The 26,409-nt window shown below is 62.5% G+C and carries 28 protein-coding genes and 2 pseudogenes; 14 read left to right on the top strand and 16 right to left on the bottom strand.

Annotated features, from left to right (window positions below):
- Positions 1 to 459 precede the first annotated feature (459 nt).
- From BDI24065_RS22665 to BDI24065_RS22650, 4 genes are all read right to left on the bottom strand, one after another.
- Positions 460 to 630 (bottom strand): hypothetical protein, encoded by a 171-nt coding sequence (locus BDI24065_RS22665; RefSeq protein ID WP_170296387.1) that lies wholly within the window; start codon positions 628 to 630, stop codon positions 460 to 462.
- A 481-nt stretch (positions 631 to 1,111) separates the two neighbouring features.
- Positions 1,112 to 1,285 (bottom strand): CsbD family protein, encoded by a 174-nt coding sequence (locus tag BDI24065_RS22660; RefSeq protein ID WP_012328521.1) that lies wholly within the window; start codon positions 1,283 to 1,285, stop codon positions 1,112 to 1,114.
- A 139-nt stretch (positions 1,286 to 1,424) separates the two neighbouring features.
- Positions 1,425 to 1,895: a PRC-barrel domain-containing protein gene (locus BDI24065_RS22655; RefSeq protein ID WP_175033140.1), complete on the bottom strand. Its 471-nt coding sequence runs from the start codon at positions 1,893 to 1,895 to the stop codon at positions 1,425 to 1,427.
- 266 nt (positions 1,896 to 2,161) lie between these two features.
- Positions 2,162 to 3,460 carry an NRAMP family divalent metal transporter gene (locus tag BDI24065_RS22650; protein ID WP_175033208.1) on the bottom strand — a complete coding sequence of 433 codons (1,299 nt, stop codon included), beginning with the start codon at positions 3,458 to 3,460 and terminating at the stop codon, positions 2,162 to 2,164.
- 966 nt (positions 3,461 to 4,426) lie between these two features.
- Here BDI24065_RS22650 and BDI24065_RS22645 point away from each other — a divergent pair.
- Positions 4,427 to 5,014 carry a BPSL1445 family SYLF domain-containing lipoprotein gene (locus tag BDI24065_RS22645; protein WP_175033139.1) on the top strand — a complete coding sequence of 196 codons (588 nt, stop codon included), beginning with the start codon at positions 4,427 to 4,429 and terminating at the stop codon, positions 5,012 to 5,014.
- A 432-nt stretch (positions 5,015 to 5,446) separates the two neighbouring features.
- The gene (locus BDI24065_RS22640) at positions 5,447 to 6,166 is read left to right on the top strand and encodes a Crp/Fnr family transcriptional regulator (protein WP_174911959.1); all 720 of its coding nucleotides are present in this window, start codon (positions 5,447 to 5,449) and stop codon (positions 6,164 to 6,166) included.
- Between the two features lie 96 nt (positions 6,167 to 6,262).
- Here BDI24065_RS22640 and BDI24065_RS22635 read toward each other — a convergent pair whose 3' ends face one another.
- Complete coding sequence (locus BDI24065_RS22635) at positions 6,263 to 6,691, bottom strand: PRC-barrel domain-containing protein (RefSeq protein WP_105801296.1); 429 nt, start codon at positions 6,689 to 6,691, stop codon at positions 6,263 to 6,265.
- 822 nt (positions 6,692 to 7,513) lie between these two features.
- Here BDI24065_RS22635 and BDI24065_RS22630 point away from each other — a divergent pair.
- From BDI24065_RS22630 to tkt, 4 genes are all read left to right on the top strand, one after another.
- The gene (locus BDI24065_RS22630) at positions 7,514 to 8,002 is read left to right on the top strand and encodes a Spy/CpxP family protein refolding chaperone (RefSeq protein WP_175033138.1); all 489 of its coding nucleotides are present in this window, start codon (positions 7,514 to 7,516) and stop codon (positions 8,000 to 8,002) included.
- A gap of 82 nt (positions 8,003 to 8,084) precedes the next feature.
- Positions 8,085 to 8,402, top strand: coding sequence for a hypothetical protein (locus BDI24065_RS22625; protein ID WP_105801294.1), 318 nt, complete (start codon positions 8,085 to 8,087; stop codon positions 8,400 to 8,402).
- 347 nt (positions 8,403 to 8,749) lie between these two features.
- Entirely contained in the window at positions 8,750 to 9,535 is a 786-nt protein-coding gene (locus BDI24065_RS22620; RefSeq protein WP_175033207.1) for a PRC-barrel domain-containing protein, read from the top strand.
- Positions 9,536 to 9,629: 94 nt separating this feature from the next.
- Entirely contained in the window at positions 9,630 to 11,705 is a 2,076-nt protein-coding gene (gene tkt / locus BDI24065_RS22615; RefSeq protein ID WP_175033137.1) for a transketolase, read from the top strand.
- A gap of 23 nt (positions 11,706 to 11,728) precedes the next feature.
- Here tkt and pgm read toward each other — a convergent pair whose 3' ends face one another.
- Positions 11,729 to 13,405: a phosphoglucomutase (alpha-D-glucose-1,6-bisphosphate-dependent) gene (gene pgm, locus BDI24065_RS22610; RefSeq protein ID WP_175033206.1), complete on the bottom strand. Its 1,677-nt coding sequence runs from the start codon at positions 13,403 to 13,405 to the stop codon at positions 11,729 to 11,731.
- Between the two features lie 81 nt (positions 13,406 to 13,486).
- A complete protein-coding gene (locus BDI24065_RS22605; RefSeq protein ID WP_105801292.1) occupies positions 13,487 to 13,705 on the bottom strand; it encodes a hypothetical protein in 219 nt (72 codons plus the stop codon).
- Between the two features lie 376 nt (positions 13,706 to 14,081).
- Between BDI24065_RS22605 and BDI24065_RS22600 the strand changes: the two genes are divergently transcribed.
- Entirely contained in the window at positions 14,082 to 15,371 is a 1,290-nt protein-coding gene (locus BDI24065_RS22600) for a cation:proton antiporter (RefSeq protein WP_174915134.1), read from the top strand.
- Positions 15,372 to 15,498: 127 nt separating this feature from the next.
- On the opposite strand, the gene BDI24065_RS22595 is transcribed toward BDI24065_RS22600, so the two are convergent.
- Positions 15,499 to 15,657 carry a DUF3309 family protein gene (locus BDI24065_RS22595; protein ID WP_089448652.1) on the bottom strand — a complete coding sequence of 53 codons (159 nt, stop codon included), beginning with the start codon at positions 15,655 to 15,657 and terminating at the stop codon, positions 15,499 to 15,501.
- Positions 15,658 to 16,226: 569 nt separating this feature from the next.
- On the opposite strand from BDI24065_RS22595, the gene BDI24065_RS22590 reads away from it, so the two are divergent.
- Positions 16,227 to 16,433 (top strand): hypothetical protein, encoded by a 207-nt coding sequence (locus BDI24065_RS22590; protein ID WP_175033136.1) that lies wholly within the window; start codon positions 16,227 to 16,229, stop codon positions 16,431 to 16,433.
- A gap of 43 nt (positions 16,434 to 16,476) precedes the next feature.
- Entirely contained in the window at positions 16,477 to 16,809 is a 333-nt protein-coding gene (locus tag BDI24065_RS41520; RefSeq protein ID WP_175033135.1) for a DUF2252 family protein, read from the top strand.
- On the opposite strand, the gene BDI24065_RS22580 is transcribed toward BDI24065_RS41520, so the two are convergent.
- Together BDI24065_RS22580 and BDI24065_RS22575 are read right to left on the bottom strand one after the other, a co-directional pair.
- Entirely contained in the window at positions 16,769 to 16,915 is a 147-nt protein-coding gene (locus BDI24065_RS22580) for a DUF3096 domain-containing protein (RefSeq protein ID WP_006413561.1), read from the bottom strand. The two genes, BDI24065_RS41520 and BDI24065_RS22580, sit on opposite strands and share 41 nt — an antisense overlap.
- A 61-nt stretch (positions 16,916 to 16,976) precedes the next feature.
- Complete coding sequence (locus BDI24065_RS22575) at positions 16,977 to 17,564, bottom strand: BPSL1445 family SYLF domain-containing lipoprotein (RefSeq protein WP_175033134.1); 588 nt, start codon at positions 17,562 to 17,564, stop codon at positions 16,977 to 16,979.
- A gap of 320 nt (positions 17,565 to 17,884) precedes the next feature.
- On the opposite strand from BDI24065_RS22575, the gene BDI24065_RS22570 reads away from it, so the two are divergent.
- Positions 17,885 to 18,061 carry a CsbD family protein gene (locus tag BDI24065_RS22570; protein ID WP_012328536.1) on the top strand — a complete coding sequence of 59 codons (177 nt, stop codon included), beginning with the start codon at positions 17,885 to 17,887 and terminating at the stop codon, positions 18,059 to 18,061.
- A gap of 116 nt (positions 18,062 to 18,177) precedes the next feature.
- Here the strand turns inward: BDI24065_RS22570 and BDI24065_RS22565 are convergent, their stop codons facing one another.
- Positions 18,178 to 18,516, bottom strand: a complete 339-nt coding sequence (locus BDI24065_RS22565; protein WP_175033205.1) for a hypothetical protein — start codon at positions 18,514 to 18,516, stop codon at positions 18,178 to 18,180.
- A gap of 527 nt (positions 18,517 to 19,043) precedes the next feature.
- Between BDI24065_RS22565 and BDI24065_RS22560 the strand changes: the two genes are divergently transcribed.
- A complete protein-coding gene (locus BDI24065_RS22560) occupies positions 19,044 to 19,316 on the top strand; it encodes a hypothetical protein (protein WP_098553545.1) in 273 nt (90 codons plus the stop codon).
- A gap of 52 nt (positions 19,317 to 19,368) precedes the next feature.
- Positions 19,369 to 19,548 (top strand): hypothetical protein, encoded by a 180-nt coding sequence (locus BDI24065_RS22555; RefSeq protein ID WP_175033133.1) that lies wholly within the window; start codon positions 19,369 to 19,371, stop codon positions 19,546 to 19,548.
- 64 nt (positions 19,549 to 19,612) lie between these two features.
- Here BDI24065_RS22555 and BDI24065_RS22550 read toward each other — a convergent pair whose 3' ends face one another.
- The 4 genes and pseudogenes from BDI24065_RS22550 to BDI24065_RS22535 all read right to left on the bottom strand — a co-directional run bounded on the left by BDI24065_RS22550 (position 19,613) and on the right by BDI24065_RS22535 (position 22,460).
- Positions 19,613 to 20,794, bottom strand: coding sequence for a DesA family fatty acid desaturase (locus tag BDI24065_RS22550; RefSeq protein ID WP_175033132.1), 1,182 nt, complete (start codon positions 20,792 to 20,794; stop codon positions 19,613 to 19,615).
- Between the two features lie 86 nt (positions 20,795 to 20,880).
- Complete coding sequence (locus tag BDI24065_RS41105; RefSeq protein ID WP_226117038.1) at positions 20,881 to 21,021, bottom strand: glycine zipper 2TM domain-containing protein; 141 nt, start codon at positions 21,019 to 21,021, stop codon at positions 20,881 to 20,883.
- Positions 21,022 to 21,314: 293 nt separating this feature from the next.
- Positions 21,315 to 21,947 (bottom strand): annotated as a pseudogene (locus tag BDI24065_RS22540) (hypothetical protein); the annotation flags it as partial.
- A gap of 60 nt (positions 21,948 to 22,007) precedes the next feature.
- On the bottom strand, positions 22,008 to 22,460 hold the full coding sequence (locus BDI24065_RS22535) for a type II toxin-antitoxin system HicB family antitoxin (RefSeq protein WP_175033131.1): 453 nt from the start codon (positions 22,458 to 22,460) through the stop codon (positions 22,008 to 22,010).
- A gap of 327 nt (positions 22,461 to 22,787) precedes the next feature.
- Between BDI24065_RS22535 and BDI24065_RS22530 the strand changes: the two genes are divergently transcribed.
- Positions 22,788 to 23,660 (top strand): slipin family protein, encoded by an 873-nt coding sequence (locus BDI24065_RS22530; RefSeq protein WP_098553541.1) that lies wholly within the window; start codon positions 22,788 to 22,790, stop codon positions 23,658 to 23,660.
- A 964-nt stretch (positions 23,661 to 24,624) separates the two neighbouring features.
- Positions 24,625 to 25,674, top strand: a pseudogene (locus BDI24065_RS22525) (DUF4158 domain-containing protein); the annotation flags it as partial.
- Positions 25,675 to 25,698: 24 nt separating this feature from the next.
- Here BDI24065_RS22525 and BDI24065_RS22520 read toward each other — a convergent pair.
- Positions 25,699 to 26,409: IS3 family transposase (locus BDI24065_RS22520; RefSeq protein ID WP_438820027.1), on the bottom strand; the 711-nt coding region annotated here is incomplete at its 5' end.

Below are 26,409 nucleotides of genomic sequence, written 5' to 3'. Positions count from 1 at the left end.
TGCGCATCGCCTCGAGCAGCACCCGCTTTCGGCTCCGGTATCCATTGCTGTCGACGAGATGACATTGGAAGCGCGACGGATGTACGATGCTCGTCGACGTGCCGTGCCGAGGCTCCCCCTGTGTCGATGTGTGCTCGGTGCGCGTACCGGGCATGCGGCTGGAGAACACATCCGAACTGTCGTGGCATGCGTACCAGTCAACTCAACCTACCCTATACGCGAGCAGCCCGGGAGTCGGTACGCTGCCGTACCCATGCGGGAACGGCAGTGATGCGGTCGCATCGTGGGATGCGGTCACAGATTGCCTGTTGCGACGCTGTCTTGGTCTCAAGCGTCGATTGAAAACGGCATGCCGATTTTCGATCCATGCGGACATCGACAATGGCGTATGCGCCTGCACCCTCCGCATGCCGGGGTCACTCAAGACAAGTCGGGAACGGTCAGCCGGTAGCGGGCGACTTAACCGAAGTGATTCGGCGATTCGGGGATGGAAAGCGTGTTGCCGGTCAGTCCCGGTCGCTGCGCATCGTGAGAAATCATGCCGTCCTCCAGGATCGCGCACATTGCGACGAGCAGCATGATCGCGACGGCCACGAGTCCCGCATAGCCGATGATCTTGAGCGTCTTCATTTTGCTTCCTGCGATAAACGATGGCTGTCGCGACCTGGATCGTTATGATCGCGGTCGTTGACCAGCCATCGCGTGACAAGCACGTAAACGAGATGCCCTATCTCAATCCCAAATAGCCGAGGACGAACAGAACGATGACCACGGCTCCAACGAGCCAGACAATGTTGTACATGGCAACTCCCCTCAAGTTAGACGCCGACCTGATCTGCTGCGCGGCTTGTGGGCCACGGAGCCACGCGGGCGAAGCTTCCAGCGATACCCGACGTTTTTCCGCAGCAAAGACTTGCGCGATTGAGCCGGTTATCGGTTCGAAGGCGCGCCTCGCGACGGGGGCCGGGAACCCGATGCGCGAAGGACGCAACTCGACGTTCTCGTATCCAATAGCGGATGTCTGTACGGTAGTAGCCGCAGTGAGGTTGGCACGATGCGGAAGCACCGTGCGAGAGGGGAATAGCCCCCCTCGTGAAGCCTATGTGTCCAATCAGGCTTTTTTGACAGCTTCCTTGGCGTCGCCAAGATTCTTGCGCGCCTGGCCGGCTGCTTGCTGGAGATCGCCTTTGACTTCCTGTTTCGTGTTGTGCGTGGCACGGCCAATGACCTCATTCACCTTGCCTTTGACCTTCTCCGCAGTTCCCTTGACTTGATCCTTGTTCATGGTAGAGCTCCAATACGTAACTGATCTGTGGATGCTGCTGCTATCTGTTGCCGTCAGGTGATGACACCGTCCGACCGGTGAATCGGTATTCGATAAAAATCATCAGATATCCATATTTTTACCGGCTGGCGAGGGCGTTTTAATGTGTGGGCGGACGATTCGTGGTGGCGTCTGGGGTCGCTGACCAGTACGGCTGCCGATTGTAGAACTTGTGAAGCGACGAACCCCACTGCTCATCCGCCATCGACGGCCAATGGTCCTTGTCGAACGCGGGCGCATTTTTCACGTGGTCCGCGGTAACGTCGAGCCGGAAGCATTTTTCGTCCGTGTCCAGGGTCAGCGCACTCCACGGAATGGCGTAAAGTTTGCCGCCGATGCCGAGAAAGCCCCCGCTTGACAGCACGGCATAGGCAACCCGGCCGCTACGTACGTCCAGCATGATGTCTGAAATCTTCCCGATCTCCAGCCGGTCGGACGTGAAGAGCTTGTTTCCCTTGAGCGTATCGGCTTCCATCACGTTGGGGCCGGGCCCGTCGCCGGCCCCGCTGCCGACAATCGCCGCACCCGTATCGCTGGTCGATGGCCGATGGGTCGGGTCTAATATCGTCATGATTCCCTCCTGGTTTCATTTCGCGGGACGCCGGAGCGGATCGCCGGCTCGCCGTGATGGACGGCACACACCGGTCACGCGATATGAACGGTTACGTGCCGGACAGGTGTCGCCTCTGGCCGCCCTACCCGTTGCGCACCTGCCGCTCACGCTGAGCGCCCGGTGCATCGTAAAGGGAGAGCGAGTTGCAACGATGCGCGGTGCCGGGATACGAAGTCGGTACGGCGCCGTACCGGGCCGCGAGAATGAACGATCGGAGCCGATGCTCAGATGAAAACGAACATCGCGATCACGGCGGCGCCCATCACACCGGTTGAAAGCCATCCCACCCACCGCAGCAGCACGGGCGTGACGAAGGCGCCCATGACCTTTGGGTTCGACGCCATCAGCATCATCAGCACCATGATTGGTACCGACGTGACGCCGTTGATGACCGCGCTCCAGAACAGCGCCTTGATCGGGTCGATCGACGTGAAATCGAGCGCGAGGCCCACGACGGTCGCGAGCACGATGATCGCGTAGAACCGTTTCGCCAGTTGCGGCTCGAGCGCGAGGCTGTTTTTCCACTTGAACGTGCCGGCCATCGCGTAGGCCGCCGACCCGGCCAGCACCGGCAGCGCGAGCAGCCCCGTGCCGATGATGCCGAGACTGAAGAGCAGGAACGCAAACTGCCCTGCGATCGGTTTCAATGAGGAGGCGGCCTGCGCCGACGTCTGGATATCGGTGATATGGTGCGCATGCAGCGTGACCGCAGTCGTGAGAATGATGAAAAACGCAACGAGATTGGAAAATGCCATTCCGATCGACGTATCGAGGCGGATGCGGCTCAGGTTTTCCGGCCCTTGCGACGGCATTTTCGTCAGCGCCTGCTGTCCCTCCTTCGCCTGCAGTTCCTCGACCTCCTGTGATGCCTGCCAGAAGAACAGATACGGGCTGATGGTGGTGCCGAACACGGCGACTACCGTCGTGATGTAGCCGGTGCTCCACGAGCCGTGCGGAAGTACCGTGCGCAGCGCCACGGTCGCCCATGGGATCTGGACCGCAAAGATCACGCCGACGTAGGCGAACAGCGCCAGGGTGAGCCACTTGAGGATACGGACATACCTGCGGTACGGCACGAACATCTGCAACACCAGCGAAAACACGCCTAACACGACCGTGTAAGCCCGCGTGGGGCCGCCGACCAGCAGGTTGACGGCTGCGCCCATGGCCGTCAGGTCGGCCGCGATATTGATCGTGTTCGCCACCAGCAGGAGGATGACGGTGCCATACAGCAGCCACCGCGGGTAATGACGTCGCAGATTCGTCGCGAGACCATGGCCGCTCACCCGGCCGATCCTCGCGCTCACGACCTGAATGGCAACCATCAGCGGATAGGTCAGCAGGACGGTCCAAAGCATGTCGAAGCCGAATTGCGCACCCGCCTGCGAATAGGTGGCGATGCCGCTCGGATCGTCGTCCGCCGCACCGGTGATCAGTCCAGGTCCGAGCTTCGTCAGCCACGAGTCGGCCTGGCTATCGACATCGCTGCTGAGTGTTGCGGACGGATCCTTGTCGTATTCCATAAACGTCCCGAGCGGCGCGCCACCTGTTGATTGCATGAGCGAATCTGCTATTCATGCCGCGCACCAGTCTTGGTTTGGCACCCGCAGTGATTGACCAGGGCGCCACCGCGAACGCGTGCGGCGTGCCGCCGATTGAACTGTGCCGGAACGGCTGTCCATTGCGAAGCCGTAACATCGGACATGATGAAACGGGCCTCAAGGAACCTGACCGGCCGGGTTCACGTGATGACCGCAGCCGACCTACCATCCTTCCCGTTGCCCGGACCCATGCGCCCCCTGGTCATCGGCACGCCCCGAGTGATTCATGTGGTCACGGGAAGGGCCGCGTTGATTCCACCCGCTTTCGTGACCACCACCGTACGAGCCGCCATACCCCCCGCCTCGATCACCACGATAGCCGTCGCCGGGTACCCAGAGGCATCCGGCAAGCATGGTTGCAATGGCGGCAAGACCGACATAGATAGATGAACGCATGTTGCTCTCCTTACCAGTCGCATTCGAGTGTGGCGCTTCGTTTGATCGACCGGAGACGAATGACGGAATCATTCTCCACAGATGTGAACCACGTCGATGTTCGTGAAGAGATCGCGCACGAATGCATGGTCGCGGGAGACATCCTCCTGTAGACGAGGTTGCGTGTCTGTACGATGAAGGACGCTTGCGGTGGCGGACCGGTGGAAGCACGTTGTCGCCATCGCGATTCTCCGCAACGCGGTTTGACATACGTTGCCGGACCGGTTGCACGACATTGACCGACACGGGCCAACCTTGTTGTCGGCTTGCCAAAATCGACATGCCGGACGTGACGCGCGCCGACAGTCGACATTCCGCCCACACGGCTCGCGTGCTGCAAAGCTGAACGAGACGCGGGCCAGGGCGGATTTTGCGTCTTTGTACGCTGTCGTACCGCGTCCGCAGCCGCCCTAGCGTAGCGTCAGAAACGCCATCAACAACCAGGAGACGACGATGCTGAGACGAACATTCATATTGGGTACGCCGGGATCCATCCTTGCCATTTCCCTTGCGGTTTCGGGTTGCACGACGACCGGCACATCCGACGCCAGCGGCCACCAGGCCGACAAACGCCGCACCATCGATGCAGGCGTCGACTCGACCCTTGCACGCCTTTACACGACCGCCAAAGGGTCGCGTGAACTCGTCGGCAAGGCACGCGGCGTGCTGGTATTCCCGTCCGTCATTGCGGCCGGCTTCGTCCTCGGCGGCCAGTACGGTGAAGGATCGCTGCGCGTTGCCGGCAGCACGGTCGGGTACTACAGCACCACGACCGGCTCGATCGGGCTGCAGATCGGCGCGCAATCGAAAGCCATCATTTTCCTGTTCATGACCGCGGATGCGCTTGATCGCTTCCGTAACAGCGAAGGCTGGTCGGTGGGCGGCGACGCATCGGTGGCGGTACTGAAAGTCGGCGCGAACGGCAATGTCGACACCAGCACCGCGACCGCGCCGATCGAAGCGTTCGTCCTGACGAACAGCGGGTTGATGGCCGGTGTGACGCTCGAGGGAACGAAGATCACGAAGCTGACGGCGCTGTAGCGCTCACGCTCAAGTCCTGCTGGGTGAACCAACCGGCCAACACGTCGATCCGATGGCGCGGCGGCAGATCAGAGTTCAACACGCCTGATACGCACATAGGCGTGCTCGTGCGCGGAGCTTGTCTGGCAACGTACCGGACGCGCGCGAGTCATCGCGGCACACCGTTCCGCGGTCGACGCGGAGTAGGCCTGGCGACCGCGATTTCCCGTCAAACGCTCCGTGAAATATCGGTTCCGTATCGAGCGCGCGCGATTGCGCGCACCTTGATGAGACATGTGTCGGCACTATAATTTTCGAAGGTAGGCTCGTATTCGAACGGCCACCCCGCGTTCATCGATAAAAGGGACACATTGCCGCCTTCCGCCGATTCCCGCAGCGCCCACATCGGCCGGATGCTCGTTCGTCAGCCGGACGCAAGCGCAGGAGCCACACATGCAGGACAACCCGCCCCTTACCGAAAATCACCTGCTTGCCGCGCTGCCGGAAAACGAGCGCGCCCACTTCGCTGAACACCTGACGCTCGTCGAGATGCCGTTGGGAAAAGTGCTGTACGAGTCGGGTGGCCAGCTTCATCACGTCTTTTTTCCGACCACGTCGATCGTTTCGTTGCTGTATGTGATGGAGGACGGCTCGTCCGCTGAAATCGCGATCGTCGGGCATGAAGGCATGATCGGCGTGTCGTTGTTCATGGGCGGCGAAACGACCCCGAGTCGCGCCGTCGTGCAAAGCGCGGGGCAAGCTTACCGGCTCGACGCGAGCATCCTGAAAGAAGAATTCCGGCGCGGCAACGCGATGCAACGCCTGTTGTTGCGCTATACCCAGGCGCTCATCACGCAGATGGCTCAGACCGCGGTATGCAACCGGCATCACTCGATCGATCAGCAACTGTGCCGCTGGCTGCTGCTCAGCCTCGACCGCCTGCCTTCGAATCAGCTGCGCATGACGCAGGAACTGATCGCCAACATGCTGGGCGTGCGCCGGTCGGGCGTGACGGAAGCGGCATTGAAGCTGCAGGACGCGGGCCTCATCCGCTACAACTACGGCCATATCGAGGTGCTGGACCGGCCCGGGCTCGAAGAGCGCGTGTGCGAGTGCTACGGCGTGGTCAAGCGCGAATTCGATCGCCTGCTGCCCGATCTGAAGCGACTCTAGCCGCCTCTGCACCGCAGCGCGGCGCGAACGACTCCAAATGCTCGATTCCGTGACCATGCGACTGCCGGTGCGATGGAAGTCCTGCCCTACCTCGTCTCATCCGACCACCCAGTACGGCGTCCGGTTGTAGTACTGGTGAAGCGACAATCCCCACTGTGATTGCGTCATCACCGGCCAATGCTCGTCGTCGAAGCCCGGGGTGCCCTTGACGTGGGCGGCGGTCACGTCCAGATGGAAACATTTGTCGTCGGTATCGTATTCCATCGCACTCCACGGAATGGCGCAAAGCATCTCGCCCGTTCCTCCGCTGCAAACAACCGCGTAGGCAATTTTGCCTTGGTGCAAGTCGAGCACGATGTCGAAAACATTCCCGATATCCTCGCCGTCCGACGCGATGATCCTGCTGCCCTTCAGCGCATCCGCAGTCGTCACCATATGACCGGATTCATCGCCGGTATCGCCTTCGACAAGCTTGCCCCCGTTGCTATCATCCCCAGATCGATTCGGGGTGTTGAGCATTCTCATGATGTCCTCCTTGGACAAGATCCGGGAATATTCATGGTGTATACAGTCTCGACATTGACACTCAACGCACGAGAGAACGCTGCGCGCACCGGCATCGGAAGTCGGTACGGTTCCGCACCTGGACACACCGGAAATATCAGCTTGCCGTCGCTCCGACAGATACCACTGCGTTCATCGATATCGCTGAATACGGGTGACAACTCGATGGGTCCTTGTCACGCAAAGCGCCGATCAGCGCCGCGCAACCTGCGTTAACGGTGCTTGATCTGCGACGACTTCCGGTGATGCTTTCGATGGGCCGGGGTGGCAATCATCGCGGTGACACCGCCGATCGCCGGCGGATCGCTGGCGGGGAACGTCCCCCAGACGGCCTCGTCGACGTTGCATTCGCTCTTGGCGCCATTCGTATGCTGCTCTCGATACCTGCTGCGCATAACCGCCTCCATGGCGCTGAGAGCCGGACGAGGCCGGCCCGGATTCGACGGGCTGCGTGCCGGCAACACGCCAGCGTGGAATGCAGCCGGTCACGACGCCAGCACAGGCCCGATTTGAAAACTCCACCGGGCACGCGCGCGGCTTGCGTCGCTGCCAGATCGGCCATGATCTCGACTCATCCGGACTGCGCCGACAAGCGCGCATGCCGGTCCGCGCAAGCGCAAGGCCATTCCGGTTCCACTCGCCAGGTGGACCGGCAAACCGTTCGGCATCGGACAGACTGAGCCCCCGCATCCCGCGTAGAGCTGGGCTACCGGACCGAATCCGCCGCCGACCGGATGCGTCGCGGTACGTCGACTCCTTCCCGATTTTTTACCAGGATCCGCCATGACACTCGCTCGTCTCGCCCTCCCCCGACAGATTGCCGGCGCGTTCGCCGTGGCGGCGACAGTCGCCCTCGGCGCAGCCGTCTTCTCCCCGCTCTCGATTGCCGCCGGCCCCGCACCGGATCAATCACAGCCCCACGTCATGACCGTCGCGACCCAAAAGTCGGTCGACGGGCGCATCAACAGCCTGCACCAGCGACTTGGCATCACACCTGGCCAGGAATCCCTGTGGCAGCCAGTCGCGCAGGTCATGCGCGATAACGCGAACGCGATGGAATCGCTCAGGAAGATCCGTAGCGATCACGCTAGCACCATGAGCGCGATGGACGACCTCCATTCCTATGGCGATGTTGCCAACGCGCACGCCGATGGCGTCAAAAAGCTGACCACGGCATTTCAACCGCTATATGACAGCATGTCCGATACGCAAAAGCGGAGCGCGGATGCGATTTTCCGTGGCAATGGTCGTCACCTGATCAAGAAACAATAGTTCCGGACCTTCCGCTGATACCGGCTATCCATGTCAGTCACGGACCAGCGGATCGCTGATCGACCGTACACAGGAGAACATGATGGACGTTTCTATCGGACATGCACGTCGAAACATAATGGCGCCGAGATCGGGCATGCGACTCGTCGGCCTGATCGTCGCGATCGGCTGCCTTTTCGCCGCACCGCAGTTGCATGCGGAGAGAATGAATCACGGTTGGGACCAGAGCAATCACGCGCGCATGAGACATCAGGGTGGTCGCCACTACGACCATTACCGGAACGGCGGCCACGACGGTTATAACGGCGACGAGGAGTATGCGTATGGCGCGCCTCCGATGGTTTACGCGCCGGCACCGGCACCGGGCATCTCGCTGTTCATACCGCTGCGGCTGCGTTGAGACACGAACCGAATCCGGCAGCCTCGGTCGCCCGGCAGCCCGTCGACGTGGCGATCCTCACTGCTTCGCGATCCCGACGACGAAGACCGAGAGGATGTTCCGCGACGTGCTGGGAAGGACGGCTCGCCGCCGGATAGCCCCCCGTGCTCGAACCGGTGCACGCTTTGTACGGTTTCGTACCGCATCGGCCGTTCGTCGCGTGTAGCGTTTCAACCATGCCGGCCATCCGAGGAGACGCGATCGGCAGGAATCGCTCCGCACCGACGGATGAACGACTGGATGCCACGGTGTGGCAGGCAGTTCAGCCGGATCACCGACGTGCCGGGCATCGCTCTGGCGAGGACATCATGTTGCGAAGCATTCGAAGGTTGCACGGAGACACGGTTCGAGCGAAGGACGGCGATATCGGGCACATCCACCAGGCCTACTTCGACGATGACAACTGGTGCATCCGTTACCTCGTCGTCGAGACGGGCGACTGGCTGCACGACAGGCAGGTGCTGGTTTCGCCGTATTCCGTCACGCATGCCGACCCTGAAACCCGCACGCTATACGTCAGCCTGACGCAACAGCAGGTGAGAGACAGCCCGAACGTGGACACGCACAAGCCGGTATCCCGCCAGCACGAAATCGAGATCCTGCGTTACTACAACTACCCGACTTACTGGGGCGGGCCGAACCTTTGGGGAATGGGCGCGTACCCGGCTTTCGATCCCGCCGGGCCGTCGCAGGACCCTGAAGCGGGCGATCCGCTTTTCTCGGGCACCGCGCCGCCCAGCGCACCGGCGGATACGCATTTGCACAGCACCGGCGAGGTCGACAGATATCGGCTCGAAGCCACGGACGGACATATCGGCCACGTGTCGGACTTCATTTACGACGACGAAGCGTGGGTGATCCGCTACCTGGCGATCGACACGTCGAGCTGGTGGTCGACCGGCAAGGAAGTGCTGGTCGCGACCCACTGGCTCGACCAGGTGGACTGGTCAACGGAAACGGTATCGACCACGCTCACGCGCGATGCAATCCGCCGGAGCCCTCTATACGACGATTCGCAGCTCGTTCATCGCAGCTACGAAATCGAGTTGCACGACTTCTACGGCAAGCACGGCTATTGGCACGGAGACCGATGACGCAGACCGGTAACGCAGACCCGCGCAACGGGTAGCCAACGCAACCACCATGCCGTACGGGATATCCCGTGACCGGACGCCAGGGAGCAACTGCATGACCTCAGCCGTTTTCCCGCCAACCGAAGATGCGGCACTCGATACGCTTTGCATCAATACGCTGCGCTTCCTGTCGATCGATGCCGTGCAGAAAGCGGCGAGCGGTCATCCGGGCTTGCCGCTGGGCGCAGCACCGATGGCCTATGCATTATGGATGCGCCATCTCAAGCATCATCCCGCCAATCCGGCGTGGCTTGATCGGGATCGCTTCGTCCTGTCGGCCGGACATGGCTCGATGCTGTTGTACAGTCTGCTTCACCTGACCGGCTACGACCTGCCACTCGACCAGATCGGTCGCTTCCGGCAATCGGGCAGCCTCACGCCCGGCCATCCGGAGCGCGGCCTGACGCCCGGCGTCGAAACGACAACCGGCCCGCTCGGCCAGGGCTTCGCCAACGCCGTCGGTATGGCGATTGCGGAGACACAGCTTGCTGCATGCTACAACCGCCCCGGCTTCGAGATCGTCGATCACCACACCTACGCGCTCGTCAGCGACGGCGACCTGATGGAAGGCGTCGCAGCGGAAGCCGCATCGCTGGCCGGCCATCTCCGGCTCGGCAAGCTGATCTGCCTGTACGACGACAATCGGGTCACGCTGTCCGCCGGTACCGCGATCACCTTCACCGAAGATCGCGCGCGACGGTTCGACGCCTACGGCTGGCATACCGAAACGGTCGACGACGGCAACGATCTGGCCGCCATCGACGCGGCGTTGGTCAACGCGCGTGCCGAGCAACTGCGTCCGTCGTTGATCCTCGTGCGCACGCATCTCGGCTACGGCTCGCCCAACCGGCAAGATACCTACCAGGCTCACGGATCGCCGCTCGGCGACGCCGAGGTGCGCCTGACCAAGCACAACGTCGGCTGGCCGCCCGACCCCGCGTTTCATATCCCTGCACCAGCGCTCGCGCATTTTCGTCGTGCACTGACGGAGGGGCGAGCCCGGGAAGAGCACTGGAACGCAATGTTCGCAGCCTATGCGCGCGCGTTTCCCGAGCTGTCCGAGGCGCTGCTGAACACGATGCGCGGCACGCTGCCCGACAGGTGGGATCGCGATATCCCGGTCTTTCCGGCCGATCCGAAAGGCATTGCGACGCGGGTTGCATCCGGAAAGGTGCTGAATGCCCTTGCCTCCCGCGTCCCTTCGCTCGTCGGCGGCTCCGCCGATCTGAATCCTTCCACTTTTACCGGGCTGACCGGGTTCGGCGATTTCGAGGCCACCGGCGTGAACGCGCTCGACCGGCAAGGCTCCGATGGCGGCGGCTGGAGCCGCAGCGGCCGCAATCTGCATTTCGGCGTGCGAGAGCACGCGATGGGCGCGATCCTGAACGGCCTGGCAACCCACGGCGGCATCCTGCCGTTCGGCGCGACTTTCCTGATCTTTTCCGACTACATGCGTCCGCCGATCCGGCTCGCCGCATTGATGCGCCTGCAGGTGATCTATGTGTTCACGCACGACAGCCTCGCCGTCGGCGAGGACGGTGCGACGCACCAGCCGATGGAACAGCTTGCCAGCCTGCGCGCGATCCCGGGCCTGCTGGTGATTCGACCGGCCGATGCCAACGAGACGGCCGTCGCATGGCGGGTGGCGCTCGAAGCACGGGAGCAGCCGACCGCGCTGGTCCTGACCCGCCAGGACGTCCCGACGATCGATCGCCTTCGGTTCGCGCCGGCCGAGGGCTTGCGGCGCGGCGGCTACGTGCTGGCCGACGCCCCCGACGGCCACCCCACGCTGATCCTGATCGCGACAGGCTCGGAAGTCGCGCTCGCGCTGGCAGCGCACGCCGCACTGCTCGCGCGCGGCGTCGCGGTTCGGGTTGTGTCGCTACCTTGCTGGAGATTATTCGACGCGCAGCCCAAGTCGTATCAGGACGCCGTGCTGCCGAAGTCGGTCGGCGCGCGGCTAGCGATCGAAGCGGGGGTATCGCAGGGCTGGCACCGCTATGTCGGTGATCGTGGCGACGTGCTCAGCATTGCGAGCTTCGGCGCGTCGGCGCCGGGCGACGAGCTGATGCGCGATTTCGGCTTCACGGTCGAGAACGTCTGCGATCGCGCGCTGAAACTGCTGGCGTGATCATTGGGCGGGCCGTGCGCGTATCAGGCGTTCGAGCCGCCACCCGCATCGCACGTGCCGGCTTCGATCACCGCGTCGACCATCGACTGCGCATCGGACACGATGCGCGCCACGTGATCCTCTCCGTTGAAGCTTTCCGCATAGATCCGGTAGAGATCTTCGGTACCCGACGGCCGCGCAACGAACCAGCCGTGTTTCGTCATCACCTTGATGCCGCCGATCGTGGCCCGATTGCCTGGCGCCCGATCGAGTATCTGGACGATCGCTTCTCCCGCCAGTTCGGTGTGCGTGAACTGGTGCGGCGTCAGCCGCGCCAGCAATGCGCGCTGCTCACGTGTGGCTGCGGCCTGTACCCTCCGTTCGGCGGGCGCGCCGAATTGGTGCGCCAGACCTCGGTAAAGCTCCGCCGGATCGCGGCCGATTCGGGTCGTCATTTCGGCGGACAGCAATGCGGGAACGATGCCGTCCTTGTCGGTCGTCCAGGGTTGCCCGTCGAGTTGTAGGCACGTGGCCCCCGCACTCTCCTCGCCGGCAAAGCCCAGCGTGCCGTCGAGTATTCCGCCGACGAACCACTTGAAGCCGACGGGCACTTCGTAGACTTCGCGATCGCATGCGCGGGCGACACGATCGATCATCCCGCTGCAGACGACCGACTTGCCGACCGCCGCGCGCGCGGGCCACCTCGACCGATGCGCAAACAGGTAATCGACGAGCACCGCGAGATAGTGATTGGGCGGCAGCAGGCCGTCGCCGCGCGTGACGATCCCGTGCCGGTCGTGGTCGGTATCGCACGCGAACGCGACGTCGAACCGGTCTTTCCGCGCGATCAGGGTCTGCATCGCATACGGCGACGACGGATCCATGCGGATCCGTCCGTCCCAGTCGACGCTCATGAAGCGAAAAGTCGGGTCGACTTCCTCGCTGACGATCGCGAGATTCAGGTGGTAACGCTCGGCAATCGCGCGCCAGTAGTGCACCCCGGCTCCGCCGAGCGGATCGACGCCGAGTCGGATCGGCGCGCCGCGCAGGATGTCCATGTCGATGACGCTAGCCAGGTCATCGACATACGTCGCGAGGAAGTCGTACCGGTGCGTCGTGGCGGCATCCGATGCCTTCGACAACGAGACGCGGCGCACGCCCGCGAGCCCCGCTTCGAGCAGATCGTTCGCCGCTGTTTCGATCCATCGGGTGACAGTCTCTTCGGCCGGGCCGCCGGTAGCCGGGTTGTACTTGATGCCGCCGTTGTCCGGGGGATTGTGCGACGGCGTCACCACGATGCCGTCGGCAAATCCGGCACTGCGTCCGCGGTTGTACTTCAGGATCGCGCGCGACACGGCCGGCGTAGGCGTGTATTCGCCCGGCGACGCCAGCATGACCTCGACGCCATTGGCAGCCAGCACCTCAAGCACGCTCGCCTGCGCCGGTTCGGAAAGTGCGTGCGTATCGATGCCGAGAAACAACGGACCATCGATGCCGTGCGAACGTCGATACCGGCAGACCGCCTGCGCGATCGCAAGGACATGCCACTCGTTGAAGCTGCGGGTCAACGCCGAGCCCCGGTGTCCAGACGTGCCGAACGTCACACGTTGCGCCGGGATGGACGGGTCGGGCATATCGGTGTAGTACGCGGTCACGAGGCGGGGGACGTCGATCCACAGCGCGTATGGCGCGAGTTGGCCCGCCAGCGGACTGACGGGCATCGCGGCCGGCGCGCCCGGCGGGTCGAATGGCGTGGGATTCAACTTGCCGCCTGTATGGGTCACATCCACATTCTCGTCTGCTCAATGCGCGTTCGGCTTGCCCGCTCGACGCTCGAGCATGAGGATCAGGGCGATGATGCTGACGAAATGCTTGCGTTCCGCGGGCGTCAGGTCACCGAATTCCAGAATCGATTCCAGCCGCATTCGCCAGAGGGCCCATGGCGCAGGCTCACCGAGCGTGACGCGTGCAATGAGTCGTTCGAGTGAACGCAAATCTCCCTCGATTGCGGTATGCGCCATGGCCACGCTCCGATTGTCATGAGGATCGGCGTACAGTCTATGACGAAGCACTGCACCGCTCTGCCCGCTACCGTACATCGCGTGCATGCCGGTTCGGGCGCGTCGTCCCGGCCGCGTCAGCAGCAGCCACGCGTCATTTCGATCGCGATGGTTGCGACGGTTGCGCCCGGTTCTTTGTCCGCCATCGGACAGACGCCGAATCGACTCGCTGCGAACGTGGTACGACCGGAGCGATATTGTGCGACGAATGCAAGGCATCGACGCCCAGTCCGGTGTGTGCCGTCCCGCGCGTGCCGCCTGAACGACACCGCATGGCGACCTGCGTTCGACGCTCGACGCGCGGCGAGCGCGACGTTACCCACGCAGGACATTCAAATTGACCGAAACCATCGGATGCCTCATCTTCGGAGCCCTGCTGATTTTCATGGGACTCATCGGGTCGTCGCTCAAGCGTCTGCCGCTGAGCGCGGCCATGGTGTATCTCGGGATCGGCTTTCTGATCGGACCGGCCGGCCTCGGCTTCCTGTCGCTGACATTGCCGGACGACGTCACGCACTTGCGCATCGCGGCCGAAATCGGCTTGCTGATCTCGCTGTTCGCGATCGGCCTGAGGCTGCGTGTCCCGCCCGCCGATCGCCGCTGGATGCTGCCGCTGCGGCTTGGCGTCGTCGCGATGATCTTCACCGTCGCGTCGATCGCCGCGCTCGGCATGCTGGTGCTGCATTTGAGTCTCGGCGTCGCGGTACTGCTGGGCGCGATGATCGCGCCGACGGATCCCGTGCTCGCTCATGACGTCGGCGTGCGCGACGCGGGTGACGTCGAACTGGTGCGTTTTTCGTTGTCCGGCGAAGGCGGGATCAATGACGGCACCGCCTACCCTTGCGCGGTGATCGGCCTGCTTGCGTGCGGGTCTGGCACGATGTCGGAGCTTCACTGGAGCATGCTCGGCGGCATTGCATGGGGTATCACCTCCGGCGTGGGCGCCGGCTGGCTGCTCGGCTTCGCCACCGCCCGGCTCGTCGCATTCCTGCGCAGCCGCCACGGACAGGCGCTCGGCCTCGAAGGGTTCTTCGCGCTGGGCCTGATCATGCTGTCGTACGGCGTGACGCTCGCGATTCATGGCTACGGGTTCCTGGCCGTGTTCGCCGCGGGCGTCGCGATGCGGCGTGTCGAGCATCGAACGAGCGGCCGGAAGACGTCGAAGGAGACAGTCGGCATCGTGGACAGCGAGGATGTCGAGGCCACCGCCACCGATCCCGACAAAGCCCATGCCTTCGTAGCGGAATTGGTCATGGGATTCACGATCGAGCTCGAACACATCGCCGAAGCCGTGCTGATCCTGCTGATCGGCGCGCTCGTCTCCCGCTATTGGGTTGACATGCTCACCTGGGCGGGCGCGGCCGTGGTCGCGACCCTGCTGTTCGTCATCCGGCCGGCGGCCACCCGGCTCGCGCTGATCGGGTCCCGGGCGTCGCTCCACCAGCGCCGGCTGATCAGCTGGTTCGGCATTCGCGGCGTGGGTTCCCTGTATTACCTGATGCTGGCCCTCGAGCAAGGGCCGCGTGCGCAACTGTTGCCTCTGGTTCCATGGGTACTGGCCATCATCGCCATGTCGATCGTGCTGCACGGCATTTCAGCCGCGCCGCTCATGCGTCGCTATGCGTGAGATCCAGCGCGGGCGCGGTGGCGCGATGCGTACGCGGGTCGAACGGTTCGGCGGGATGCCACACCCGACACTCGCGGTGTCGGGCGGCAGTCTTCCCGTGAACCTGCAGCGTCGATGATGTCCCGCGTCACAGCCTGCCCAGCAGCATCAGGATGAGTAACACGACCAATACCAAGCCCAGCAATCCGCTTGGACCATACCCCCAGCCGTTGCTGTAGCGCCAGGTCGGGATCACCCCGACCATCAGCAGCACGACAACGATCAGTAGAAGAAGTCCCAGTGACATGTCGTCTCTCCTCAATCAATCATCCGGCGGGTCATGGCGCAGTGCGTTCGCACCGATGGCCATCGCATGCAATCGAACCGATGTGTCCGTCGATACGCTCCCGTGCGCTTCCACGTCGACGCGCGCCCGCGCCGTTCGCCGCCTGTCGCGTCGAAATGGGCGGTGCCGTATCTCGAATGCCGGAGGAGCCGGGGAGTCAGTCGCCCTGCTCCTTCATGCAGGACGCGTGCTCGATGCACCCGGTTCGGGACGTGCATCGACTCTTTCGCTATCAATGTAGGCGGACGCACGCATGGAGTCTGTCCGGCAACGTACCGGACGCGGGCGGATTATCGCGGACATCGGCACAAATCATCGGCGTGCCGGTCCGAAGCGACGCCAGCCGCCACTGCACGGCATCGTACCGACTTCCGCTGTTCGCTCGTCCATTCTGGGTCGGCACGCGCGCATGCGCTGCCGATGCCGATACGCGCTCGGCGCCACAACGCGCCGACACATTGCCGATGTACTCGCCGTGCTCCGGTTCGAGCGGCCGGATCCATGCGAAGCGGCATTCACCGGAGAAGCTCATGAACGACCTGACTCGGAAAGCCCGCGGCACGCCGCAACAGCATCGGAAATATGCGCAAGATACCGCGACCGATGACGGAATGCCCATTGCCCCCGAAAAACCGAGGCTGACGAACCCGAACGCGCGCGAGCAACCGCGCACCGCGGAGCAAAAGCGTTCCGACGCGAGCCCGCGTCCGGGAACGGCATACCGATCGACTCGATAGCGCATTCAGCCCGCTTCAGCCACCACGCGCTCAGGGTCGTGCGATGCGCCGGCCAACGCCCGTCAACGAGCGGCAGGGTGCCCTCGTTGCGCTCCGGAGCGTGAAGATGGCGCGGTCGGCCCGCGCCTATGTCCGGGGCAATACCGTCAGATTCCACGCATGGCCCGAGAGCCTGGAGCGCCGCACGTTACCGGAAGAACCCCCGGTCCGGATTGCCGGCAACTGCCACGTAGGCAATCCGGGCCCGTCGCGAACGCTCAGGGGCACGTCGACAGTCGGAGATCGCGGGCGCCGCCCGCGAGGTTCGTCACCTGCTTTTTCGAGAGAGGGTTGGTTCAGTGGAGATGTCCTCCGAACAGCCCGAGCAACCCGATGACGATGAGGTAGATCGCCACGATGTAATTCAACAGACGGGGCACCACCAGAATCAGAATGCCGGCGATCAGCGAAACCAGTGGGCCCGCGCTCGTGAGAATGTGCATACGCTCTCCGCAAGAATGAAAACAACCAATGGAGACCAAGCCGCCCCGCGTCCGCCGCTCGTTACAGCGACTTGAGCCGGGTGATCTTCGTGCCTTCCAGCGTCACGCCGGCCATCAATCCGTTGTTCGTCAGTACGAATGCTTCGATCGGCGCGGTCGCGGTGCTGGTGTCGACATTGCCGTTCGCGCCGACTTTCAGTACTGCCACCGACGCGTCGCCGCCCACCGACCGGCCTTCGCTGTTACGGAAGCGACCAAGCGCATCGTCGGTCATGAACAGGAAAATGATGGCTTTCGATTGCGCACCGATCTGCAGGCCGATCGAGCCGGTCGTAGTGCTGTAGTAACCGACCGTGCTGCCGGCAACGCGAAGCGAGCCTTCGCCGTACTGGCCGCCGACGAAGATGCCGGCCGCGATGACCGACGGGAATACCAGCACGCCGCGCGCCTTGCCGACGAGTTCACGCGAGCCTTTGGCGGTCGTGTAAAGGCGTGCAAGGGTCGAGTCGACGCCTGCATCGATGGTGTGGCGTTTGTCGGTCTTGTGACCACTGGCGTCGAATGTACCGGTCGTCGTGCATCCCGAGACCCCGAGGCCGATAGCCAGGATCGATCCCGGCGTGCCCCATAGAAATGTTCGTCGCTGCATGATTCACCACAGGTTGTTCGTGGATACCCCTGACGCTACACACAGGCGAATGCGAATGCGGTACGAAAGCGTACCAAGCATGCAAAAACAGACAATCTTCTCAACCTGGCTTCGCGGCGATCGATCCAACCGCCGCCCGCATGCATACGCTGGCGCACCGGCGGCGATCCGCGTACGGCATCGTACCGACTTCCATCGCGATTGCGCTCAGTGTGTCTTTGGGCGCACCGCTTGTTCCGCGTAAAGCCCCCGATACGACGCTTCGATGGTTCCAGGTTTCGTACAGATCAAGCGGGCGCCCCATGTCAAGGAGCAGTGTGATGAACAGGGATCAGGTGAGAGGCCGCATCGCCGAAGCGAAAGGCAGACTGAAGGAAATGGTCGGCAGGATCATGGGAAATCGATCGACCAGAATGCAGGGCACGGTCGAGCAGGTCGTCGGAAAGACACAAGCGTCATTCGGTGACGCGAAAGAGCAATTCAGGAAGCGGCCGTAGGGGGTTCGCGCGAACGGTTCCGTAGCGCCGCGCGATCGGGCTACGTGATGCGGATTCACTGGATGTTGACCGCGCGTGCAGGCAACATCCGGCGATACCCGCTTCCCGACTGACCGTCACGATGCCGCAATGCGTCGGGGGTGGTGGTCGCCATGCGCAGCGGCAAGCGGCTTGTGCTGCTCGTTTCCCACGCCGGGAAAGAACGCGTTCCACGCGTCCCGGACACCTTTCGCCGCGGACGCATCTGCGGTCGCATCCACTGCGTCGCCCGACTTGTCCGGATCGGAGCGCAAGCCTCGCCAGCGCGTAAAGGTGAGCATCGGCTTTTCCGTCCATTCGCCATCGCCAAACTTCGCAAACGCCGTGTCGCCGCTCACCAGTCGCACTTCATACCATCCGTCGCGAACGGGCGCGTATTGGTCCAGCGCAAACCATCGTGTAGATTGGGTTTTCATCATTGCCTCATGGGTCCATGAATCGCTGTACAGGACAAAATCCGGTCTCGCCTGGTCGACGCATGCGCGCTAGTCCGCACACCGATTCAGCCACAGACGGCCTGCCGCCGTCATGTTGATCGAACCGCCGGTGCGCGACTCGTATGCAAGCCCGTGAGCCAATAGTTCATCGGCTATGGCGCGTGGAATATCAGCCTGGGAATCCGGAATTCGATCAAGCGATTTGAGAGTCTCGACGACCTCGAGTGAAAGTGGGATGCACATGGCGGCCTCCTCGGTGTTGAGTTCATCGTGAACCGGAAGACGCGCGTCGGTCTGTACGGTATCGACTATTTGAAAGCAGATTCTTCCGCAACCGCACCGCAACCCGGTGATTGACCCGTATCGAAAATATGCTTCGGCATCCGATATTGTTATTGCGAAACCATTGACGAACGCGCACACTGAAGATACCTGCCGGTTTGTTGTCAAGGCATCGGCGCCCTTGAATCCTTCGGCGCCAATCGTTGCTCTGTCAGGAGCAAATCATGACCATCCCCACTCTCGAATATCGCGGACATGAACTCCGCGTCTATTCACAAATGCTTTTCCCGCCGTTCGGCGATCCCCACGCTCCCGGCCCGAAGCGTTTTGCTTCAATCGTGCGCATCGACACGATTCCGGCGACCTCCGCAACGGCACCGCGTTACTCGACCATTTTCGAGCATGGCGCTCCGCAAACGGCGGCGCTCGCACTCGACCTGGCAATGCAATTCGGCAAGGACATCGTGGACGGCAAGATTGCCCCTGCGGCGATCTGATCCGTCCGCCGCATCCGACCCGACGCGAGCACACCTCACTCAGGAGCGATTCATGAAATATCACTCAGGCACCTCAATCGATCGGCGCGATGACGCGACCCGGCAAAAGCAGCGGGATAATCTGGCCCGTGCCGACGTCGAACGCGCCGAAAAGCGCATCCGCCAGGATGCCGGCATCAATTCCAATGCGAGCAAGTGGCGTTATTCGCGTCCAGACAATCGGGCGAGATGAGCGGCGCTTGCGCCGCACCCTGTGGCAGACCGGTCCCGCATGGCGGGTCACCGGCGTGCCGGGATCACGCATACCGGCGCAGACGCATCGAGAAATCGGCAATCGCCTTGATGCCGCTCTGCTCCGCGCAACGGCACCAATCCTGCAACTGAACCAGCAATTGCTCGTGCGACGCGTGTGACCACGTCCATAGCTCGAGCAACGCCTCGTACATATCGACGTACACGCGCATTCGCCGGTTGGCATTGGGGCTCGTCAGCGCCCGCAGATCGGGCTTGCCCCGATGGCCCCAGGCCTGGCGCAGCCAGCGTTTCATGGCGAGCGCGAACGCGCGCTTGTCGTCGCAGCTCATGTCCTTGATGCGGCGCAACTCCCGCCGGCAGGCGGGTTCGAGCATGCGCGCATAAGCGGCCATCACCGCATGCCGGTTGCGGATGACCGCTTGCAGCGTTGCGTCGTCGACCACTGCCTTGTTCGGGAGCAGGCGCGGCTTCGTTGTGACGCGCCGAACGGTCGCCAGTCTCAACGCCGCCAGCAGGCGGATGTACAGCCAGCCGATGTCGAACTCGAACCATCGGTTCGACAGCCTGGCGGACGTCACGTATGCGTGGTGATTGTTATGCAGTTCTTCCCCGCCGATCAGGATGCCAAACGGGAAGAGGTTGGTGCTCGCATCGGGCGTCGCAAAATTCCGATAACCGCCGAAGTGGCCGCAACCGTTGATCACGCCGCCGGCCCAGAACGGAATCCACATCATCTGGATCGCCCACGCCGCCACGCCGGGGAGCCCGAACAACCCGACGTCGATCACGGCGAGCAGCCCGACGCCGAGATTCGGATAGCGGGCATAGACGTGGCGCTCGAGCCAGTCGTCGGGCGTACCCGATCCATACCGGCGCAGCGTTTCCTCGTTCCGCACTTCCTCCCGGTACAGTTCCGCGCCGCGAAGCAGCACGGTCGCGAGGCCACGGGTTCGCGGGCTATGCGGATCCTCCGGGGTCTCGCTCCTCGCGTGATGCTTGCGATGCACCGCGACCCACTGCATGGTCAGCATGCCGGTCGTCAACCACAGCCAGAACCGGAAGAAGTGGCTGACGCACGGGCGCAGATCCAGCGCCCGATGCGCCTGACAGCGGTGCAGGTACACGGTCACGCTGATGATGGTGACGTGCGTGAGCGCGAACACGACCCACGCAAGCTGCCACCAGGACAGCCTCAGCCCGCCGTTCAGGAGAAATGCCGACATACCGGTCGCACTCCGGGTCACGCCCGTATCCACGCGCTTCGCCGTGACGGCGAGTGCGCGTGCCGATTCCCTACCGTTCGGCCGGCCTATTTCCCGACCTGGTTGCCGACAACGCCGCCGACGGCCGCGCCGCCCACCGTGCCCAACGCACTGCCGCCCGTCAGGACCGCGCCGGCGACGCCACCGACGCCCGCCCCGATCACGGTATCCGTTCCGCGGCGAGACATACCGCCGCAACCCGCCAGCACGACAATCGTCAACGTGACTATCGCCATCTCGACTGCCACGGAATGTAGCTTTCTCATGATCATCCCCTCGGGTTGCCGCCGCGCCGTCCGATCCGGCACGACGCACGGAAGCCCATGCGCTGACATCCCGATGAAATGCGGGACGTCGGTTCATGATGGACGGTACATCGCGCGCAGTCCGTCCGCTAACGTACCGGCGCGGATGCCGACCTGTCGCCTCACAGAAGCACCGCTTGCGCCGCCCCCAGCGTCACGACCACGCGGTGGCGCCGGCCGTCGTCCACGAGTCGCACCGCCACTTCGCCGGCGGCGAGCCGCGCGCGCCGGTCGTCGATGATCTGATCTGCGAGTCGCCGCAGGTTTTCGATCAGCACGATCCGCAACGTGATCGCCACCGCCCACAGTTCGCCGATCGTCAGCGGTTCCACGGCCTGATAGGCAAGCATGAACCGGCATAGCATATCGGGATCGAAACGGCTGTCCGTGTGGGCGACGAATGACCAGTTGATCTCGAACACGCGCGGATAACCGGCAAACGGCCCGTTGCCGAGCTTGGGCAGTTGCCGATAATAGCGCGGGGAAAGATCGTCACGGATCTGCCGCACCTGCTCCGCGACGAGATAGTAGTTGTCGAGCAGCCACTCCGCTGCCGGCGTGATTTCTTCGCCGCGCGCGTCTGCGGCCACGGTGTTCCGGTACGCCTTCAGCAGATGATCCGCGTTGTCCTTCAGCCGCGTCGCCAGAGACGGGCCAGAGGCCGCCCCGGGAACTACCTTCTGCGCACGCGCCAGACTTCCCGCATGCTGCGCCAGCCGTTCATCGCCGAAGAACTCCTCGCGAATCGGCCGTGAATTGCTCCATGGCGATGTCCGGCGTCGCGAAACACGCACAACGTGAATCTTCAACGCACCTTCTCCCCAATGACCGCACCACCCGTCCGGCGTCATACCCGGTGCGTCGCACCATCAACCCGCTTCCGACAGCGATTTCGCGACGGGTTCGAAACGCACGTCGCGATGCTGCGCGGATCGGTCGGCGGCGTTCGCGCACGCCATCGACACGAACGCGTCGCGAGTCATGCGCAGCGCGCTCGCCGTCATGTCGATGTCGCGCACGATGCGCTTCGGCAGGCACAGCGCGATCCGCACGGAACTCGAGGTCACGCCGGTCAGGTCGATATCGAAGAACCGCCAGATTCCGTTACCCCGGTCGACATCCGACGCCTGCAATATCGCCATGTCCGTGGTCGGCGGCGGCACGAGACGCGCGGAGCGGTCATAGCAGGCCATGACCTGTCGCGCCGCGGCCGCCTGCAACTCGCCATACGAGTCGCCCTCCACATCGATTTCCGGAAAATCCGGAAGCGCGCCGCGATAGCGGGGATTCCCGTGATGCGTGATATAAACCGGATATTTCATGAACCGCTCCCGACAGAAAATGACGACGAACGTCATCATGCGTCGCGGCGGCCCGACGAGTCGGTACGCTGAAGAACAGTCTGCGGGGCACGTTTCGTGGTGACCTGCCCGCCGTTCACACCCCGGATCGCCCGATGCCTCGCTATCCGGTCCGTCAGGCACAACGCGCACGATCGAGGTACGGCACCGTACCGATCGGCACTGCAATGGCGCGCACACTCACATCAAGGGCCTCTGTCCCCGTTGCCAGAATGCCCAAGACGATCCGGATGCGGCGTGCTTCATCGCTCATCCGGCAGGCCGTTGTCACCCAAACGGAGCCTCACCATGAATCCCATCACACTCGTTTTATCGGCTGCCTTCGTCCTCGCGGCATTCGCCGCCGGCGCGTGGGGCTACCTGTATCTCGCGGTCTCCCTTTTTATCGTCGCGGTCCTGATCGCGTTGTCCGTGCGGGTCGCCAACGTCTGGGAAAAGTTCGTGATCCTTCGGATTGGCAAGTTGCAAAGCGTCAAGGGCGCCGGCTTCTTCATGATCATTCCAATCCTGGACAACGTTGTCGCGATCATCGACGAACGTATTCAAACCACCGCCTTCAACGCCGAACAAGCGCTGACCAAAGACACCGTTCCTGTCAACGTCGACGCCGTGATTTTCTGGCACGTCCATGACGCGCAGAAAGCCGCGCTCGCCATCACCGACTACCGGCAAGCCATTGACCGCGTTGCGCAAACCTCCCTGCGGGAAATGATCGGGGCATCGATGCTGGCTGCATTGTTGTCGGATCGCAAGGCGGCCGACATGCACTTGCGCGACGAGATTGGCAGAAAGACCGTGGAATGGGGCGTGACTGTCCGCTCGGTCGAGACCCGCGATGTCGCGATCCCGGTCGCGCTGCAGGATTCGATGTCGCGGCAGGCGCAAGCCGAGCGCGAAAAGCAGGCACGGGTGATCCTCGGCTCGGCGGAGGCCGAAATCGCCGCCAAGTTCGTCGAAGCGTCGCAGGTCTACGAAAATCATCCGGGTGCGCTTCAGTTGCGGGCGATGAACATCATCTACGAAACGACGAAGGAACGCGGCGCGACGATCCTGATTCCCAGCGCGATGGTGGACAGCCTGAATCCCGTGCTCGCGCTTGCGATTGCCGGGCATGACGCGGCGGGCGCCGCGCCCGTGCCTTCGCTCAAGACAGCGGCGTAATCGCTAGCTCGTATTAACTCCCCTGCGACGCCTTGCACAGATCGCCCGGACATTGCCAGAACGGGGTACACCTACAATTTGATGACGAGTCTGTTGTGAATACTCCACCATGGGCAGGAGGCAGAAATCGCTTTACCACGTTACAACGCGGGGATGGTCGCGGCGAAGGTCAGTCCGACACTCATTCCAGATCGGCCGTCGATCCTGATATAGCATCGATTGCTGAACCTGCGTGAACGTGTCATGGCAAGAAGGTAGTGGCCGCGCTCATATCGCAAAGGCTGATCTTCGAATTGCACCTGGTTCGTCACCGAGACGGTGCCGCCGACGCGCCACGCGACTGCTGCTACGAAGTTCGCCTGGTTCGCGTCGGCAACTGACCCGACATGCGCCGCGATGACGGTGCATCACCTTGCGGGAGACTCGCGCGCTTTCATTTCCTATTAACGGTTGGTTTGACGGTATGCCTCGAACCCGCCGGCATGGCACCCAGACAACAACCATTTGATTTTAAACCAATATTTAGTGGGGGCGGGTCGCAAACCCGCATGCAGTCTAGAGCGCTCTAACCGGAGAACTCCACGGAAATCAAGGTTACCCCCGCCATTGACTCAAGACGCCAAATTAGCGAGAGACGACGCCGACTCTGTTAATTGGCAGAGGGGCGTCATAATGGCCACCGGAATCTGCCGCGCTGCTAGTTGCAATTTGATATTTGACATAAGCTAAACTAGCGACTTTTTAGGGTCGAAAGAAAATACCTCCTGCAATCCCTGTCTTGGTCGACGCATACGGCGTCGGCACAACGACTGCAGCTCACACGTTTTGTTGCCCCGAGTCGTTGTTGTTCCGACACCATTCTTAGGCGTTCGACAGCTCCAGCCGCCATCCTGACTTTCCCCGTAGCACCGCCATTTTTGCCTCGCTACGCTGGGCCGCTCTCATCATCGATGCGGAGCCGCCGATGGATCACTGGCGATTGGCTTATCTCGGGATCCGACAGGTGCCGCGCGAGCTGAGCGAATTCGAGCTCGCGACATTCTTCACGTTCTCCAAGCGCGAGCGTGTTGCCATTGATTCGAGACGCACCGATCTCTTTCGGCTCGCGGTGGCGTTGCACATCGGCTTTCTGCGCATGACCGGCCGGCCGCTCGGCTCGTACAAGCAGATCCCCACAGTTCTCTGGCGACATCTTGGCCGACAGCTGAATGTAAAGCCGCCAGACCTAGGCACGTTACGTTCACTTTACGATGGCAACCTCAAGACCTTATCCGACCACCAGCGCTTTGCTCGGGACGCCATCAATTTTCGCGCCGTCGCGGAACATCAACGTCGGTATGTCATCCGTTGGCTCAAAGAACAACTCTCCGGTCGCCCGGAACGCGGCCAGTTGACGAACGATCTCAAACGTTGGTTCTACGACCATCGCATCGTGATACCACCGGAGCGCATGCTCAGGCAGTTTGTCGTCCAGGCTGTACGCGACATTGAGGGGCAATTGCACGGCGCGCTCGAGCAGGCTGTTGGTATGGAAAAACTCGAGAGTTGGGCGCGAGTTCTGGCTCAGCCCCATGGAGAACATTCAAGTCTCCAGCGATGGCTGTGGGCCGTCCCGCTGCGCAACTCGACCCATCAGATGAGCGAGATCCTCGACAAAGTCAACTTGCTCACGATGCACGAGGTGGCAACGCGTTGGCCGGTTGAATGCAACGATGCCATGGTGCGCCACTACGCCCGCCGTTGTGCAAGCCGCCCGCCATCGATCAGTAAGCGAATCGAACCCCAAAGCCGACGAATCGAAGCCGCCTGCTTCATGCGATATTCCCTCTGTATTGCGACTGATCAGGTACTCGAGATGCTCCGGCGATGGGTACTGAAGGTTGTCAACGACACGTCACGCGAAGTGGATGCGATGCGGATGAAGGCCGCGGATCAACTCCGCGAGTTCGCGCTTGCCGTCAAAGCACTTGCCAATGATGAAACCCTCTCGCGCGAACAGCTCGGGGAGAAGCTGGACCGGCCAGAGTTTCATAGACGCTCACGAGCCGTTTAGCGCGTAGCGCCGCTCAAACTCGACAGGTGACAAGTCGCCGGCGGAACCATGCCGGCGAATCGGGTTGTAGAACATCTCAATGTAATCGAATACGTCCGTGGCAGCGGTAGCCCTGTTCGGGTAGATGCGCCGCTTGATTCGCTCCTTCTTCAACGCGCTGAAGAAGCTTTCGGCAACGGCGTTATCGTGGCAATTACCGCGACGACTCATGCTCGGCACCATATGGTGAGCCCTTAGGAATGACTGCCAGTCATCGCCGGTGAACTGACTGCCCTGATCCGAATGCACCATAACGCCGGGTCCCGGTTTGCGCTTCCAGACTGCGGCCAGCAAAGCCTGCAATACCAGATCGCTGGTCATCGTTGATCGCGTGGCCCAGCCGACGATCTGACGCGAGTACAGATCCATGACCGCCGCCAGATACAGCCAGCCTTCGTAGGTTCGGATGTACGTGATGTCGGTGACCCAGACCCTGTTCGGCGCGTCGGGGGCGAACTCCCGATTCAGGATATTGGCCACCACGCCAACCGGACCGCCACGATAGCGAGGCTTGCTGCCGTAGCCAACCTCGGCGCGCAAACCTTCTCTCCGCATTAACCGGAGCACGCGGTGACGACTGTGTTGATTTCCACCGAGTCTTAACCCACCGATTTCATCTAAATCTGACCCACCCTGAGACAGCGTAGTACATCTATT

This window comes from Burkholderia lata, assembly GCF_902499025.1.
In the GTDB taxonomy this organism is placed as follows: domain Bacteria; phylum Pseudomonadota; class Gammaproteobacteria; order Burkholderiales; family Burkholderiaceae; genus Burkholderia; species Burkholderia lata_C.
This window is presented reverse-complemented; position numbering and strand designations above follow the sequence as displayed.